Source organism: Haloquadratum walsbyi C23 (assembly GCF_000237865.1).
In the GTDB taxonomy this organism is placed as follows: Archaea; Halobacteriota; Halobacteria; order Halobacteriales; family Haloferacaceae; genus Haloquadratum; species Haloquadratum walsbyi.
In genome coordinates, this window is sequence record NC_017459.1 from 1347759 (window position 1) to 1363006 (window position 15248).

Here is a 15248-nt window from a genome sequence, read left to right on the forward strand (position 1 = left end):
TCAGAATGTGGACTGGTGAAGATCAATTTATTAACGCTGATGAGTAACGGCGTTGAGTAATACTACATTCACAGCGCGGGATCCTCATTTATCAGATTGCACAGCTCCATGCTGTCGAATCCCGCCTGTTGATTAGCGAGGATTCATTCTCCTCATATACATCAAACATATGTTCTTTATTTCTGCTATGTCCAAACGTAGTAACTACTGTCAGCGTAACTTACATTACTGTCGGGGTTATCTCTCCTAGAGGCAACTCATTTCCGAACACATTATAGGACAAAATATCAACGATATTGGCGACAACTGTACGAGGAATCCAGTCTACAGGTCACATGTATCATGATAAATTCCTATCGGACGGGTAAAAACAGAATGTTCACCATACACTGATGAGACAGCAAAGGATCTTCGAGCAGGTACCCAGATTAGTGATTTTGCCCTCTGTGGACGACTTTGCTCGACAACGAGAAAGATATGAGCATCGGGGATTATCGAAAACGGCTGGTCGGTACGCCGACCCCTCCACAGTATTAGAGGACAACGTCAGCGATGGGAAATTTGAACTTTTTATATCCCAACTCAGTGAACTTAGTGACAACAACTCGAGGAACGACGTTGGCATCGACGATGTGCAAAAAGCCACTGAAACCGTCATTGAAAAAAGTCTCACCCAACACGTCGGAGAAGATCTGAGCATCTCACTTGATCTGTCAAGTCCCACCGTTTCCGATATTACGACGCGACTATTCAATGACGGGGCTATCGCATCGAATATTGACCTGTTGGTGACTGGATTCGAGGATAGTGCATCACAGGGGCTGCTATCACTCCTAAATAAGTACCAACTGATGACGCCATTATGTTTACACCAGCGGGATGTACATGAGAAGTGGCGAGAAAATAGCAGGAGCCTTACATGATGGAGCAGGTGATTCACTATGGGATCCCTCAGAAAGTGAGACATCCGGTTGATGAGATCATGAACTTTAGTGGTCTTCTGCCGGATGGCACGTTGATCGATGTTGTTCCTATGACCAAGTCAGCTGATCAGCGGTTGATTCAACAAGGGAGTTCTGGTTTTGGGAACATTGATAACGGGACTGCGGTGGCTGATAACAGTGAGGAGGGGCTGCTGGTGTCGCACAAACCGGATTGCGGCACCGCACATCTATTGAAGATCACTGTGCAAGATTATGTCTCGTTGAATCGCGATGAGATTAATTCGCGGACTGCAGAGGAATTGCTGATGAAGTACTCTCAGTTGAGTTGCTTGAATTGGTTCTCAGGTTTCAATCAGGGCAAGTGTGCCCTGCTGCAAGTTCTGACGCACAATTTGGATGAGAATCTGTCCGCGGACATTGATGCCCCGGACAGCATGTCGATAATCTCGTTCATACGGAGTGACATATAATGAGTTCAAAACAAAATACGACGTTTGCACATATTTCAGACGCACATATCGGGCATCGACAGTATAATGTCAAGAAGCGGCGGGATGATATGCAGCTCTCGTTTCTGTCTGCCGCTGTAGAAGCCATAGACCGGGGCGTGGATTTCGCAGTTTTCTCTGGTGACTTGTTTCACAACAAGGATGTTGATGCGCTGGCGTTGAGTGATGCTGAGAGGTGTTTAGATGAGTTTCAGACCGAGAATGATAATGAGGACGATATCCCGGTTGTTGCGATCCAAGGGAATCATGATGACAACCTCTACAAAGAGGATTTAGGTTGGCTTGAGTATCTCCATCAGCAGGGGAAGCTGATTTTCCTAGAGGCTGATTTCGGGGATACAGAAACGTTTGAACCACATGATCCAGATAATAAAGGGACGTCAGCCGGGTTTGTGGACTTTGATGATGTCCGGGTATTCGGAGTCCAGTATCTTGGTCGGCGCTTGGAGAATCATTTGGATGACGTTGTGGAGGGAATTCAAGCAGCGAATGAGCGGTATGGCGAGCCGGGCTATACGGTTTTACTTGGACATTTCGGTATTGAGGGTCAGGTGCCGAAGATGTCTGGATTGGAGTACAGTAAGTTGGAGCCACTTCGGGAGATGGTAGACTACTTTGGTGTCGGGCATCTGCACACGCAGTACTCAATTGCTGATTGGGTGTATAGTCCTGGTTCGCTCGAGGTTCACAGCATTCGTGAGGATAGCAACGATCTCGGGTACTACACTGTTACGACCACTAATGATGGGTTGGAGCCGGAACACCATCTGGCGAAAAGACGTCCGTTCTATACTGTTGAGTTCAGTGTGGATGGGTATGAGTCTCCTGACGAACTTGCGCAAGACTTTGATCAGCAGGTGGAGGCAGAGGTCCCGAATCTGCGTGAAACACAGGATCGTGAGCAGTTCCGTGGGCGTGGTGAGCGACGGAATCCAGTGGTGTACCTCCGCTTGACTGGGCTATTGGAGTTCAGTCGCAGTCGGTTGGATATGGATGTGCTCAAAGGAAGTATTGAAGAGCGCATGGATCCGATTCACATCGAACCGAATGACGCCATGGAGACTCGAGATGCGATTTCTGTTCTTGAGAATATTGATGATGGAAAGGATGCTGTAACGGATGAGTACGGTCAGATTGACCGTGATAAACTGGAACGTCGGGTATTTGAGCAGCTGGTGGATGGGCACCCGAAGTTTGGGGACTGTCCTGAGGAGATCGCTTCGGTGTTGCAGTCAGTCAAGCGACGGCATCTGGCAGGGGAACCGATTGATGCGGTATCGGATATGATTCAAGAGGAGCGGCGTGAGCTATTTTCCGTCGAGGGAGGTGATTCGGCATGAAGATTGAATCTATTGAACTTTCCAATATCAAAAGCTATGATGATAGTCGCACGAATGTCGAGTTGACTGATGGTGTTAATGCGGTGATTGGTGAGAATGGAGCAGGGAAGTCGACTGTTCAGCAGGCGATTGGGTTTGCGTTATTTGATCATCTCCGGGTGTCCAGCCAGGGCGATTTCGTGCGGAATGGTGAGTCGTCTGGTTGTGTTCGGGTGACGTTTGTCTCGAATGAGGATGGACACCGATACACCGTGGAGCGCCATGCTGGTCGTTCTAAACACCGGGTTATTGATTCGGAGACTGGCAAATTGTTGGATGGTCTGAGTGGTAAGAGCGAGCGGATTAGATGGCTGAAGGAGCATCTTGGGGTGCCACAGAACACTGATCTAGATACAGTCTGGAAATCGAGTGTTGGGGTACCGCAGAACAAGTTTGCTGAGGATTTTGCGAAGACGCCGGCAAATCGTGAAAGTGTATTTGATCCGTTGCTTGACTTGGATGTCTACGATAATATTTCTAGCTCCAGTGATTCCCGCCCGGACCTGTTGGAAGCAAAGCGTGAACTTGAGGATGAGTTGGATGAACTGGAGAGAGATATCGAAGCATTAGACGAGGAGGTTTCTGACCTGGATGAGTTAGTGGAGACACACGACGAACTGAAGCACAAAATCAGGAAACTGGGCGAGGAAATTGATGAGAAGGAACGAGAACTGGACGACTTAGAGGGACGTAAGGACGCCCTTGATGATCTAAAACAGAGGGTTGATGAGCTGTCGAACGACCAACAACTTCTCAGCGGAAAGATAGATACCAAGGAGAGTGCTCTGGATGATGTCGAGAAGGCGTTGGAGGAGGCTCGGAACGCCCGTGATCGACTCGATGAGCTTCAGGAGCAGTATGACGAGTACCAAAAGAAGGATGAAAGGCTGGATGAGTTGGAGGAAGACGTTGAGGAACGTGACGAACTAAACCAGGACCTAGAGGATGTGAATCGGAAAATAACAGGTCAGAAGCAGAAGGTCGAATCAATTGCAGCTGATGTTGAGAAGGCCGAAGATGCGCAAAGACGGATGGAGAAACTGGAGTCAGAAAAGAAGCGGCAGGAAGACCTAGAAGAGCAGCTTGACTCAATTGAGTCAGCTGAGGACGAGATCCAAGAACTCAGCGACGAGATTGATAATGTCGAGTCCAATCTTGAGTCGATGAGAGAGGACCTGGGTGAGACCATGATAAAAATCGAGCAAATACGGGCGTTAGAGAACACAGCTAACAGACTCGATGAGTTGGAAGAAAGAGAGCGCAAGCTCCTCAATGAGCAGTCCGGTCACGAGATCCGTATTGATGACCTAGAGGAGTCAATTCAGGCGTTACAGGAGGCTGATGAACCGGTGTGTCCGACCTGTGGGCAGGAACTGACCGAGACAGAAAGAGAAAATGAAATTGAGGAACGAACTGAGGAAATCGCCTCTCTCCAGTCGGATATCGATAAAATCAAGAATGAACTTGGAGATCTTGAGAGTGAAATCAGGGAGGCTGAAGAGGCTCAAGAGCAGGTTCAGCGTCTCGGGGATCTTGAGAACCAGCGCACAAATCAGCGACAGCAGGTCAAACAATTGAAATCCGACAGGGAAGGTTTCAAACGAGACCGGCGTGAGCTCCGTTCGGAGGTACAAAAACGCAGTGAGGTAGAGAGCCAATTAGCCGAGCTCGGAGACCCGAAGTCGAAGTACAGCCAGGCGGAAGGTGTGTATAAGGCAAACAAGGATGCTGCCGACCAGCTTGATTCGGAACGTGCGGCGCTTGATGATCTGAAGCGCTCAAGAAAAGAGATCAAAGATGAGTTACAGAAGTTCGATGGCTTGACCGAGGAGATTGAAACTTTGGAGAAGCGACTCGATGAACTGTCCGGGGCTCGCGATGAGTACATTCAAAAGAAGGATCTCGCCGGGAGGATCGAGGAACGTAAAGACGAGTACGATACGATTAACGAGACGGTTGAGTCGTTACAGGAGGATCTTAAAGAGGTTGAAGAGAAACTGTCTGAGAAACAAGCACAATATGACTCCGACGAGCATGAGGAGGTATCAAACCGGATTAGCTCGCTCAGTAAAAAGATTGGAAATATGAACGGGAAGTTGGATGGATTCAAAGATAAAGAGCAGGATCTTCAAGAAGAGATCAGCGAGTTACGCAAAAAGGCTGAGACACTGGATGATCTTGAGACAGAGGCCTCCGAATTACGTCGCGATATATCGTTCACGGAGTTCCTGCGTGACACGGTTGAGGATGCCGGTGATCAGATGGCGGAAGTTCTAATTCAGGAGATATCAAGTGAGGCAGATAAACTGTTCCGGGATCTCCGTGGAAAGCCCTCCGAAGAACTTGCGTGGAAGAACGATTATCAAGTCATAGTTACCGAGAATGGGGAGAAAAAGAAGTTCGAAAAGCTCTCAGGCGGGGAGAAAATGAGTGCTGCGTTGGCGGTTCGGCTGGCGATTTTAAAGACTCTGAGCGATGTGGATATTGTGTTCTTGGATGAGCCGACAGCTAATCTGGATGAGGAAAAGCGTGGAAACCTTGTTGATCAAATTCGAAGCCTCGAAGGATTTGAGCAACTGACTGTGGTGAGTCATAACGACACGTTTGAAAGCCTGACTGAGAATGCGATTTCGCTAGAGAAGGAGGATGGCGCGACGAGAGTGGTGAGCCAGTAATGCCGTTGTATGATAGAGAGCTCGTTAGCAAGCTTGAGGATCAAGCAGAGGATTTCAAAGTACCTGAGGAGCGTAAGCAGTCGGTCAGAGAATACAGAGATGCGTTTGATAACGTTTCGTCGAACTACTCGAAAGAGGAAGTACAAGAGGCGTTATCGGAGGACGAATTCCCAGGTGCGCTGCCGACTGATGAATTCGATAAGGTCTCTGGTTTCTCGGTCGATTTCGACCAGTCGTGGAGCAGCCACGAGGAGGTGAATGTATGGGCGGTTGACGTGTTGGAAGATCGGGTTATGATCGCGGCGGATGGCTCCCAGATCGAGCCGATAGATGAATTTGATCAACCAGTCGGACTGGCACAGGCGGTCTGGCTCATTAACCGGCATAAGCGAGGGAAGGATTACACCCGTGATGTGGACATGGAAGTATTGACTCCGGAGGATCTACTGTATAAGGATCCGAACACTGGATATGTGCAGGTGGATGAGCAAGAGGTCTCCGTCTCACGTTTTGAACTGGAGATGAAGGTGCTGTGTGAGCGGATTGAGGAGTACGCTGATGCGGAGAGACCGCCTGTCGTGATGTACGATGGGTCTCTGGAGATTTCATTCATCCAGACTTTCGACCAGAATACCCAGGAAAGGTATGCTAAGGCGATGTCACGACTGCTAGCGGCAAGCAGGCACCACGAAGTGCCGGTTATCGGATTTACCTCCGGGTCGAAGGGTCGCGACTTGGCTGTGATGTTAGAGCACTTGAACGAGGTAGATGCCCCTCAGAAGGTCCGTGATTTCCGCGTGCTGCTTCAGGAACTCGGGAACTGGGGTGACCGGTCGGTCCTGTTCCAGACTCAAAGAGGATCGACAATGAACCGGCTGTCGACAAGTTATCATGGCGGTGAGTATGACTTCTCCGACCGATTGCTGTTTACATATCTGAACACCGGATCAGGGCAGTCTTTGGATCGGGTTGGAATTCCGAAGTGGGTTCACGAAGAGGAAATGGTCGATGAGGTATTGTCCACGGTTCGGGCACAGGCAGCGGTCGGTCGAGGGTTCCCAGAGATTCTCTCTGCGGCGGACGCGGATGCAGTGATTAGTAACACGGATCGAGATAGGTTTCTTGAAATAATGCAGACGTTTTCCGAAGCGAATGACATTGATATTCGCTGGGTCGATAAGGCATTAAACAAGAGACGGAGGAGGCGGTAATACATGGTAAACAAATCTAACGTAGAGGTTGGACAGGTAATCAGGTCAAACTCTCACATCGATTATGTCTGTGAGGTCTACGCAGATGTCGACCGTAAAAACTCACCGGGTCCAAAGGACTACGAGTTTGGTCAGTTCGTATACGCTACAAAGAGGGTCGCCGGTGAAGCCCGGGTGTTTGTTGGAGTGATCTATGACACTATCCTGGTGGATCCTGAGCAGGGACGCTCGGGACCAAGTCTGGCGCAACCTGACAAACAGGAGGTATTCAATCCAAGCTATGTGGAGGAGAAGCAGGTATTGACGGGGATTGTCTTGCTCGGTCATGCCAGCGTTAAGGACGGTGACTTGGTGGACATCAGTCACACAATTCCCAAACAGTCGCTGGAGATAGATGATGTGTTCAAGAAGCTCTCAAAGAAGGATTTCAAAGGGTTTCACCGGTTCAACGGCGGGGTTCAATTACAGTACTATCAGCGGGTCTTAGATGTGGCAGGTGGATTCGCTGAGGATATTCTCTCGCAGATCTTAGATCGTTTGAAGCGGTCGTTCGGCGATGAAAGGGAGGCGTTGGATGTAATCCAGCGTAATCTTGAGTGGGAGACAAAGATGCGGGGTGTTGAGAGATGACTGTCGGCATTGTATCGGGTCCGGGGGAGACTGCTAACGAGTTTGTGTTCGTGACGCCAGATAGCACCGAGATCAAGACCGGTGAGTTCGTCTATTATCGAAGCAAAGTCACAGTTGAGACGGAGGAGGGTGTGGTAGAAGAGTATCGAGATATCTATGCTCGGGTTACGGGTCGTGAGCAGGAGCGTGGGTATCCGAATCAGTTCATGGCAAATCCGGATGTTGCGCCAGATGCGGTGGCCTCAAAGCTGGGGATTGCGTCTGAGGGTGTTGATCTGTATCGGGTGACTGCGAGTATTATCGGATACTTTGATAGGCAGATGGGTGACTTTGCGAATCCGCGGGTGGTACCGAATCCTGGTAAGGAGGTGCGGATGGCGGATGCGGATGAGTTGGAATCTGTTTTAACAGATGTGGATCCTGCGAGCGAGGGTTCGGCACATATCGGCGAGCTTCTGCATCGAGATCCTGGGGAGGTTGATGTTCACCTCCCGGTAGATAGTTTTGCAGCAACACACCTGTCGATCTTGGCTTCTACGGGCAGCGGAAAATCGTATACTGCCTCTGTGTTGATTGAGGAGATGATGAAGCCGGATTCCCGTGCCGCGGTCTTGGTGTTGGATCCACATGGGGAGTATGGCACGCTGCAGCAGATGCAGGGTATTGATGAATTTGAGTCGGGCGGGTATTCGCCTGATGTCGAGATCAAAGGATCGGATGACCTGAAGATCAGAATCTCTGAATTAAGTTTCACCGATTTGATGTCTGTTCTTTCTAATCCGTCTGATGCGCAGGAGGCGGCGTTGAGAGGGGCCTGGAATAGCTTAGATGATGAGATATATTTGTCGGCGCAGAACATTATCGACCAGATTGGCGATGATGTAAACGATAGCGTGGTCGACGCCTTAAAATGGCGGCTGCGTTCGGCGTTGGGTCGGGATGTTTTCGATGAGAGCCAGAATGTTCCGCTGACAGATATCTTGGCGCCGGGGCAGTGTAGCGTGCTTCAAATGGATGGGATGGGCTTGATTGATCAGCGGATGATTGCGACGGTGTTGTTACGCCGGATCAACGAGGAGCGGATGCTCCATGAGAAAGGAGACGAAGACAGTGACCTCGACTTCCCAGTATTCATTCTGTTGGAGGAGGGGCACCGTTTTGCGCCGGCGGACGGTGAGGCGCGTTCCCGGGGGATTTTAAGCACGATTTTGAGTGAGGGTCGGAAGTTTGGAATCGGTGTCGGGATTATCAGTCAGCGCCCGAGCAAGATCGATGACGATGTCCTCTCGCAGTGCAAGTCTCAGGTCATCATGGAGATTCAGAACCCGAACGACCAGGATGCGGTCAAGAGAGGTGTCGAAGATGTGGGTGAGGATCTGTTGTCGGAGCTCCCGGGTTTGACGCCGGGGCAGGCGGTGATCGCAGGTGATACGGTGAACACGCCGTTCATGGCAGATATTAGGGCACGTACGACGTCTCATGGTGCGGAGTCACTTGATGCGACAGAGGAGTGGTCAAAGGCGTGGCAACAGAGGAACAGCGAACCGGAAGGGCGGCGGGATGCCGATGATGAGGAAGGGATTCAGAATCGGGATATACCGCTGGACTGAAAGACACCGCGCCGAGAGCAGGATTGTTAGCTACCCCTTCCTCCTCCCGCTCCTGATCTATCTTGGCTGACCCAAATAACATTGTCTCTAGTTCGTCGTGAGGAGTCCAGATAGCCGCAATACCAGTTACCTGATGTCAAATTGAGCGAGACCAGATACATATAAAGTCATATATTCAACTCTCCGGTATCAAATCACCCAGCGAGTTTAGATCTCATAAACTTCGACGTATCTCAACTAAACTCTTGAAGATGACATTACAATACATTGGTATTTTACTTTCCAAATAATAGGAATACCAGTCGTCAGAGTCGATATAATCAGTATTTCATTCTGTGTCTATTCTTGCTGTCAAGAGAAAATGAATATATTCTATCAATTAGTAGAATTTGGACAGTTAAGTATGAATCTCCTAGTAAGAAATGTAAATTTGGCTGAAATATTATGCAATATAGTAACCATATATTTCAATTCGTGATACTTATTGAATTTATAACTATATCATCAAAATGTGATAACAACTGTACCCCCATTACACTCCCAGTTACTCTATTTTGATTAATCATTATTGATTTTGCCATCAGTAGGGTCAAAAAACGGTTCATCAATGATCGGGCTCCATTCTTCGAGATTAGTGTTTACCAGGTTGGCACCAGACAGATCAGCATCGGAGAGGATAGCATTGAAAACGGAGGAATCAAAGAGGTCTGCACAAGAGAGGTTCTCATCAGAAAGGTCAATTGCGATTAGACAAGCACCAGAGAGGTCTGCATCAGAGAAGTCACCCCCATCGAGGGTGGCCTCTGGAACGATATCTTTCGACGAGATATGCTGGTCATTAGGGATTGTGTACTCAAACCGGGCATCCGCGAGCCGAACATCCTCCACGTCGTCCGGAAGAGAAGCCCCTGTAAGGCTATCCCGTGTAAGATCGACACGAGAAAGTGTCTGGATCCGAATATATTCAACCGACCAGATCCAAACTGCTACTCTCGCGTCGGATATAAAAGACGTAGCGGAAGAAGTCATTACCCCGCTTCCATTGCCGGGCGTCGAGTGGAACCCCCGACAATATCTGGCTTGTCGTCATCTTCGTCTGTGTCAACGAAACCTCGACCTGGGAAACTTGCAGCGATACTGTCTTGACTTGGCTACAAACATGACCAGTACTGGCTTGAGTTCATTGTGAAGCGTCTAGTTGGACGCCTTGCTATGATGGTTCTCGACCGGTCAGGGTTGAGAATCGTCTCTATCGACTTCATTGACAACCCCTATTACGGCGATTACTATGCTGATGAAGGCGAACTCTGCCCGATGACCCCGGAGGACGGAACAATCACCTGCCACCAGTATTGTACAGCGTACGTCGTCTCCAGCGGAAAGCCGGTAACCCTATCGATGACCTCCGTCCGCAATGACGAGGACGAGGCTAACGCGGGCAAGCGCGTGCTCGCCCGCGTCAAGAAGTTTAACTCCGATGTTTGTTACTTCTAACCAGAGCCTCAGACGATATCCGGCGTCAGCGGATAGCTGTAGATTTCATTGTTATTTGCTTTTACTGTGGCGATAAGAACGAAGATGAGGTCAATCACGCCAATCAGGGGAAGTAGGAATAACCCGATAATAAGAAGGATTAGAACTGCTGCGATCAATGTCAATACAAGTATCATTATTTGAAAATTAATTGCATTTTTTGCATTTTCGCGGACCAATTCGTCGTCATCGTCGCAAAGTATCAGAAACAGGATTGGGCCAAAAAATGATGCAATGAGTGCTGACGCGTGGGCTAATGCTGCAAGGGTGGTGTCGCCGTCCGCGCGGGAGTTCATATGTAATATCACTTATAGCTACCAGATAAAATATTCGGCATGCGGTAATACAGAACTGTTTTACTGTGACTCTGCAGATTTTGATTTGGTTGTTAATACATGAGCGGTCGTCTCTCTCATTTAATTTGCGATGCTACGCGACTTGCATGATCAGACATGGCTCTTACCGAAGATAGTGAAACAGCGATATCTGTCTCGAAGCTGGGAGGTCGAACTGTGCAAGACATAGAGATGACACTCAGCAATCTTGATCTCTGAACGAAGCAGTTCTACCTCGTTGTATATCGCCACTAAAAGGCATATATTCCAAGCATACCTCCAACCGCAATACCAACAATTGCCTTGAGAATCTCTTGCCAGCTGGATCTACTGAGACCATACCAAATGAGTCCAATCGGAATGACTGCCAAGATTTCATAACCCCATGAAGGGATCTGACTTGCATCAACCATTGAGTTCATCGAAAAATACAAACCCATTGCAACAACGCCAACGAAGAACGCACTAATACGATTCCACTGAAAATGTGACCAGCGGAGACCATTGCTTGGAGGGCTATTACCGATGATATCTCGTTTAGAGGGCACGATCTGTATAGGATGATTTGAGACAAGAACGTGTGAAAATTGTGCCATCCATCTTGCACGCCAACCGGCGACAATATCGCAAATCTGATCGGTGTTTCGCTCGGTTAGGCAAGAGCGTCTTTAGATATGGCTTCGATGCAAGTGATGATATCATCGCCGACGTCCTGAACTCAAAGGGTCGGATTGTGGAAGTATCAGGTCTTAGCATGTGGATATATCAGCTCAAAAACTGGTCATCGAGCGCCTCGCAGAGCACAATTCCGACATTGCACAGACAATTGAACAAAGTCATGCATATCATCTTGAAATGTTTCTCAACTAGTCTGACGGAGACGGGTTTTTATTGTGTTCATGGGTTCATTATTTTTATGCAATCACCCGCCCTCACAGGAGTATTGTGCCGAACCGATCTCATGCGTGGTCATATCACGTTGCTGAAACTACTGTACGAATAGAATGAACCACTCAGTCGAACGGAACTGGCGGAGAGACTCCAAGGGGGATGCATTAGAATCCAGAGCGGAGTCTCACAGGAATCCTCGGAGCCTTTGGCAAGCGGGTCAACGAAACTCAAAATGTATCGGGGAGTCCTGGTATGAGCGCCTTCATCAAACGTGAGCAGATTGAGGATGAAACGCACTACTCGCTGCGACCGGAAGGGCAGAAGACGATTGAGAATGTTCCCGTTCTGATGGAGAAATTAAACAAACCGTGGAATGAGTTGCTTGAGTCAGGCACCCGGATTGAAGCTGTGAATCTCGTTCCGAATGTCAAGAAATAAAATATTAAAATAGAGGGCTCTATTGAAATATGTCACATACAATACAAATAGAGTGCTGAATACAGCGTGCTCATTCAGCAAGCTTGATATCATTCTTGACAGACCGATATTCGAACGCGGCGAGGACGACACAGTTGAGATGGAAAAACTGTCTGACCCAGGTGGGTTCGCCGACGCGATGGGTGAGTTGGGGCGTCGTACCGCTGACAGGTCGATCGACGCCAGAACACGAGAGTGAAGCAGACGGCACGTGACTACCCGAGCGTGGACACGGACAGACTCCGCTGGGGGGTCGAATCGTCTTCACGAGTGTTCACGGCGACGAGATACGGATTTATTGCTCTCAACAGAGAACGAACCACGCGACACAAGAGAGCCGACTCCTGATGTATCTCGAAGACTCGAGGTCAAACGGCTTACAGACGGCTCCGATGCTAATAGGACACACCAACAGAGTATATGTCAAAATTGCGGGGAGCTTGAGTCTAACTATATAAAAGGTCTTAATTGTGAGGTATATCTACAATATCTTAGATGTCATCAGACGATCCAAACACGACACGACGGCGCGTACTCTTTGGCGTTGGTGCTGGAGCGACAGTTGGACTCGCTGGCTGTCTTGGTAACAGTGACGATGGCGATGCCGGTACTGATACCGATACCGATACACCGACTGAAGAGCCAACAAACACACCGACAGATGAGGAAACGCCGACTGAGGAACCTGAGGGAACCGCTAACGTCCGCGTAGCGCATCTGTCACCGAACGCCCCGAACGTTGATGTATATGTGGATGGTTCAGTGGTCCTCGAAGACGTCCCCTTCGGTGCAGTGAGCGAGTACCTCGAAGTTCCTGCCGGCGAGCGCGAAATTGAGATCACCGCAGCGGGTGACGCCGATACCTCGGTCTTCGCTGGAGCAGTCCCAGTCGAGGCAGACACAGATTATACCGTTGCCGCAACCGGCGAACTCGGCGACATGGCAGACCAAACGTTCGAACCGCTTGTCCTCGAAGATGATAATAGCGAACCTGGTAGCGACACTGCCCGCATCCGAGCCGTCCACGCTTCCCCAGACGCGCCGACTATTGACATTACCACTGCGTCCAACGGTGATGCCCTCTTTGACGCCGTCGAGTACGGTGAATCCGGCTACGTAGAGGTTCCTGCGGGCGAGTACACACTTGAGATTCGCGGTGACACCGACGCTAGCGACGGTGACGTGGTCGCCGAATTCGACGTGAGCCTCGCTGGTGGACAGGTGTACACAGCCTTCGCCGCCGGCTATCTCAGCCCCGATGATGAACCGGGAGACACTCCCTTTGATCTACTTGTCTCACAGGACACCAACGGCGGGATGATGTCGACGAGTCCGGGGAATGTCCGAGTGTCACACATGTCACCGAACGCTCCGAATGTGGACGTGTATGTTGACGAGTCAGTCGTTCTTGAAGACGTTCCGTTCGGAACAACGAGTGATTACCTCGAACTTCCGGCCGGTGACCACACTGTCGAGATCACTGCGGCTGGCGACCCAGAGACTTCGGTCTTCTCGGGTACCGTACCTATCGAGGCAGACACAGACTATACCATCGTCGCAGCCGGTGAGCTTGGCGACATGGTAGATCAGACGTTCGAACCACTAATACTCGAAGATGACAATTCGAGCCCCGGCGAGGATACCGCGCGGGTCCGGGCGGTCCACGTGTCCCCTGACGCTCCAGCTGTTGACATTACAGCCAGTTCGACGGGAGACACGCTGTTTAATGGAGTCGGGTTCAGTGGGTCAGGTTACACAGAGGTTCCTGCGAACGACTACACCCTCCAGATCAGAGGCGATACCGAGAGCAACGATGGCGAGGTGGTTGCTGACTTTGATGTGAGTCTGAACGGCGGGCAGGTGTACACTGCTTTCGCCGCCGGCTATCTTAGCCCAGACGACGAACCACAGGATGTAGCTTTCGACCTGTTCGTGACACAAGATACGAGTGAAATGTCAAACTAAGTATCAAGTAGGTCTGTAACCATCTCCAAATTCGTTCCCTGCTGACGTCACCCCACTATAACGCATCTGATCGGTGATTTATACAGACAATATAGTGGAGGCACAGAAGATTTTACAATTCGGCTCAACCGCGCTTTGTCAATTGCTACCTCACGGTGTGTACGCAAATCCGATATTTGATTCTAACATACTCTCCTCAGCAGCGAGCAATTATCATTTGTGAATAGAGCCGGCTACGATGGCGGTGAATTGGTTTCCTATGTGAGTGTAGAGCTGATGTTCAAAACAAAAAACAAAAAACAAAATTGTGAGGCTACGGTATTGGTCTTAGCTCACGGTTGCAGTTACGAACCAAGCCCCCCAGCTCCTGAATTGCTTATCAAACACGATTAGTTGCGAGCCGATAGGTCACCGCTCGTTCAATTCAGTTCCGACATTGCATGATACCAGAGCCAAACCCAGAGATTCACGCTGTAGGCGATGGATTTGAACTAAATATTCGTCGATCTCGACGGCTTCATTTCCGAGTTCCTCCACATTACTGGAACATAAGACACGGAATTCGACTGAGACTCACTCATCAATCTACTCATTCAATATCAGTATTTGAAGTTTCACTGATATATAACAAAAAGTATAAAATCACTGGCTTTGTCACACCAATTGGTATTCAAATAATTGAGTACTGCCCGATAAAATGGTTGTGGGTTCGCTCATACGCAGGCAAGCATTGAGGGCGACACTGCACTGAGCCGTCATCAGCTTAGGTCACTGAATGATAAGAGTCGGAAGCTCCCATTATTTCCCTTTGATCTATTGGGGGTTCCCCTTCCTCCATTAAATTATAGTAGATTCTTTTGTGTAACGGTGTCTGGTCAGTGTCATATGCTGAATATGAATTATGATCTTGGATAACCGAGAAACGACATGAAAGGCGCAGGTAGTCTCTATCCATGACTCACTAGAGAACCTTGTGAAACGACCGACGAACCGACACGCTCGAAGGCATTAGACCGAGCAACCCGATATTATCTGCGTATGTGCGGTGGTGTCGCTGCCTACGGACGCGGTGACATTCATAGTCATTAA

The 15248-nt window shown here is 49.3% G+C and carries 13 protein-coding genes and 1 pseudogene; 11 read left to right on the plus strand and 3 right to left on the minus strand.

All coding sequences use genetic code 11. From position 1 onward, the window contains the following. Window positions 1-437: 437 nt before the first annotated feature. The 7 genes from HQRW_RS05935 to HQRW_RS05965 are packed head-to-tail and all read left to right on the plus strand — an operon-like array spanning window position 438 to window position 8958. Window positions 438-923: a hypothetical protein gene (locus HQRW_RS05935; protein WP_149031525.1), complete on the plus strand. Its 486-nt coding sequence runs from the start codon at window positions 438-440 to the stop codon at window positions 921-923. Beyond that, window positions 920-1414: an argonaute/piwi family protein gene (locus tag HQRW_RS05940; RefSeq protein WP_049891730.1), complete on the plus strand. Its 495-nt coding sequence runs from the start codon at window positions 920-922 to the stop codon at window positions 1412-1414. The genes HQRW_RS05935 and HQRW_RS05940 overlap by 4 nt, the downstream gene beginning before the upstream one ends. Continuing rightward, window positions 1414-2793: a metallophosphoesterase family protein gene (locus HQRW_RS05945; RefSeq protein WP_014555878.1), complete on the plus strand. Its 1380-nt coding sequence runs from the start codon at window positions 1414-1416 to the stop codon at window positions 2791-2793. The genes HQRW_RS05940 and HQRW_RS05945 overlap by 1 nt, the downstream gene beginning before the upstream one ends. Next, a complete protein-coding gene (locus tag HQRW_RS05950; RefSeq protein WP_014555879.1) occupies window positions 2790-5507 on the plus strand; it encodes an AAA family ATPase in 2718 nt (905 codons plus the stop codon). The genes HQRW_RS05945 and HQRW_RS05950 overlap by 4 nt, the downstream gene beginning before the upstream one ends. After that, window positions 5507-6718 (plus strand): DNA double-strand break repair nuclease NurA, encoded by a 1212-nt coding sequence (locus tag HQRW_RS05955; protein WP_014555880.1) that lies wholly within the window; start codon window positions 5507-5509, stop codon window positions 6716-6718. Before HQRW_RS05950 ends, HQRW_RS05955 begins: the two co-directional genes overlap by 1 nt. Before the next feature lie 3 nt (window positions 6719-6721). Beyond that, window positions 6722-7348, plus strand: a complete 627-nt coding sequence (locus HQRW_RS05960; RefSeq protein ID WP_014555881.1) for a hypothetical protein — start codon at window positions 6722-6724, stop codon at window positions 7346-7348. After that, window positions 7345-8958, plus strand: a complete 1614-nt coding sequence (locus HQRW_RS05965; RefSeq protein ID WP_014555882.1) for an ATP-binding protein — start codon at window positions 7345-7347, stop codon at window positions 8956-8958. Before HQRW_RS05960 ends, HQRW_RS05965 begins: the two co-directional genes overlap by 4 nt. 558 nt (window positions 8959-9516) lie before the next feature. Here HQRW_RS05965 and HQRW_RS05970 read toward each other — a convergent pair. Continuing rightward, window positions 9517-9846 carry a pentapeptide repeat-containing protein gene (locus HQRW_RS05970; protein WP_049891732.1) on the minus strand — a complete coding sequence of 110 codons (330 nt, stop codon included), beginning with the start codon at window positions 9844-9846 and terminating at the stop codon, window positions 9517-9519. A 72-nt stretch (window positions 9847-9918) separates the two neighbouring features. Here HQRW_RS05970 and HQRW_RS16400 point away from each other — a divergent pair. Then, window positions 9919-10440 (plus strand): annotated as a pseudogene (locus tag HQRW_RS16400) (ISH3 family transposase); the annotation flags it as partial. Window positions 10441-10460: 20 nt separating this feature from the next. Here the strand turns inward: HQRW_RS16400 and HQRW_RS05980 are convergent. Further along, a complete protein-coding gene (locus HQRW_RS05980; RefSeq protein WP_049891736.1) occupies window positions 10461-10787 on the minus strand; it encodes a DUF4870 domain-containing protein in 327 nt (108 codons plus the stop codon). Between the two features lie 290 nt (window positions 10788-11077). Next, window positions 11078-11422: a hypothetical protein gene (locus tag HQRW_RS05985; protein ID WP_014555884.1), complete on the minus strand. Its 345-nt coding sequence runs from the start codon at window positions 11420-11422 to the stop codon at window positions 11078-11080. 547 nt (window positions 11423-11969) lie between these two features. Here HQRW_RS05985 and HQRW_RS16405 point away from each other — a divergent pair. The 3 genes from HQRW_RS16405 to HQRW_RS06000 all read left to right on the plus strand — a co-directional run bounded on the left by HQRW_RS16405 (window position 11970) and on the right by HQRW_RS06000 (window position 14159). Continuing rightward, the gene (locus HQRW_RS16405) at window positions 11970-12155 is read left to right on the plus strand and encodes a hypothetical protein (RefSeq protein WP_049891739.1); all 186 of its coding nucleotides are present in this window, start codon (window positions 11970-11972) and stop codon (window positions 12153-12155) included. Window positions 12156-12207: 52 nt separating this feature from the next. Next, a complete protein-coding gene (locus HQRW_RS05995) occupies window positions 12208-12393 on the plus strand; it encodes a hypothetical protein (RefSeq protein WP_048066726.1) in 186 nt (61 codons plus the stop codon). Between the two features lie 296 nt (window positions 12394-12689). Beyond that, the gene (locus HQRW_RS06000) at window positions 12690-14159 is read left to right on the plus strand and encodes a DUF4397 domain-containing protein (RefSeq protein WP_014555886.1); all 1470 of its coding nucleotides are present in this window, start codon (window positions 12690-12692) and stop codon (window positions 14157-14159) included. The last annotated feature ends 1089 nt before the right edge of the window (window positions 14160-15248 follow it).

Excerpts from the sequence above, each read along its gene's own strand:
- HQRW_RS05940 (WP_049891730.1), top strand. The coding sequence starts at position 920 with ATGATGGAGCAGGTGATTCACTATGGGATCCCTCAGAAAGTGAGACAT.
- HQRW_RS05945 (WP_014555878.1), top strand. The coding sequence starts at position 1,414 with ATGAGTTCAAAACAAAATACGACGTTTGCACATATTTCAGACGCACAT.
- HQRW_RS05950 (WP_014555879.1), top strand. The coding sequence starts at position 2,790 with ATGAAGATTGAATCTATTGAACTTTCCAATATCAAAAGCTATGATGAT.
- HQRW_RS05955 (WP_014555880.1), top strand. The coding sequence starts at position 5,507 with ATGCCGTTGTATGATAGAGAGCTCGTTAGCAAGCTTGAGGATCAAGCA.
- HQRW_RS05960 (WP_014555881.1), top strand. The coding sequence starts at position 6,722 with ATGGTAAACAAATCTAACGTAGAGGTTGGACAGGTAATCAGGTCAAAC.
- HQRW_RS05965 (WP_014555882.1), top strand. The coding sequence starts at position 7,345 with ATGACTGTCGGCATTGTATCGGGTCCGGGGGAGACTGCTAACGAGTTT.
- HQRW_RS05980 (WP_049891736.1), bottom strand. The coding sequence starts at position 10,787 with ATGAACTCCCGCGCGGACGGCGACACCACCCTTGCAGCATTAGCCCAC.
- HQRW_RS05985 (WP_014555884.1), bottom strand. The coding sequence starts at position 11,422 with ATGGCACAATTTTCACACGTTCTTGTCTCAAATCATCCTATACAGATC.
- HQRW_RS16405 (WP_049891739.1), top strand. The coding sequence starts at position 11,970 with ATGAGCGCCTTCATCAAACGTGAGCAGATTGAGGATGAAACGCACTAC.
- HQRW_RS06000 (WP_014555886.1), top strand. The coding sequence starts at position 12,690 with ATGTCATCAGACGATCCAAACACGACACGACGGCGCGTACTCTTTGGC.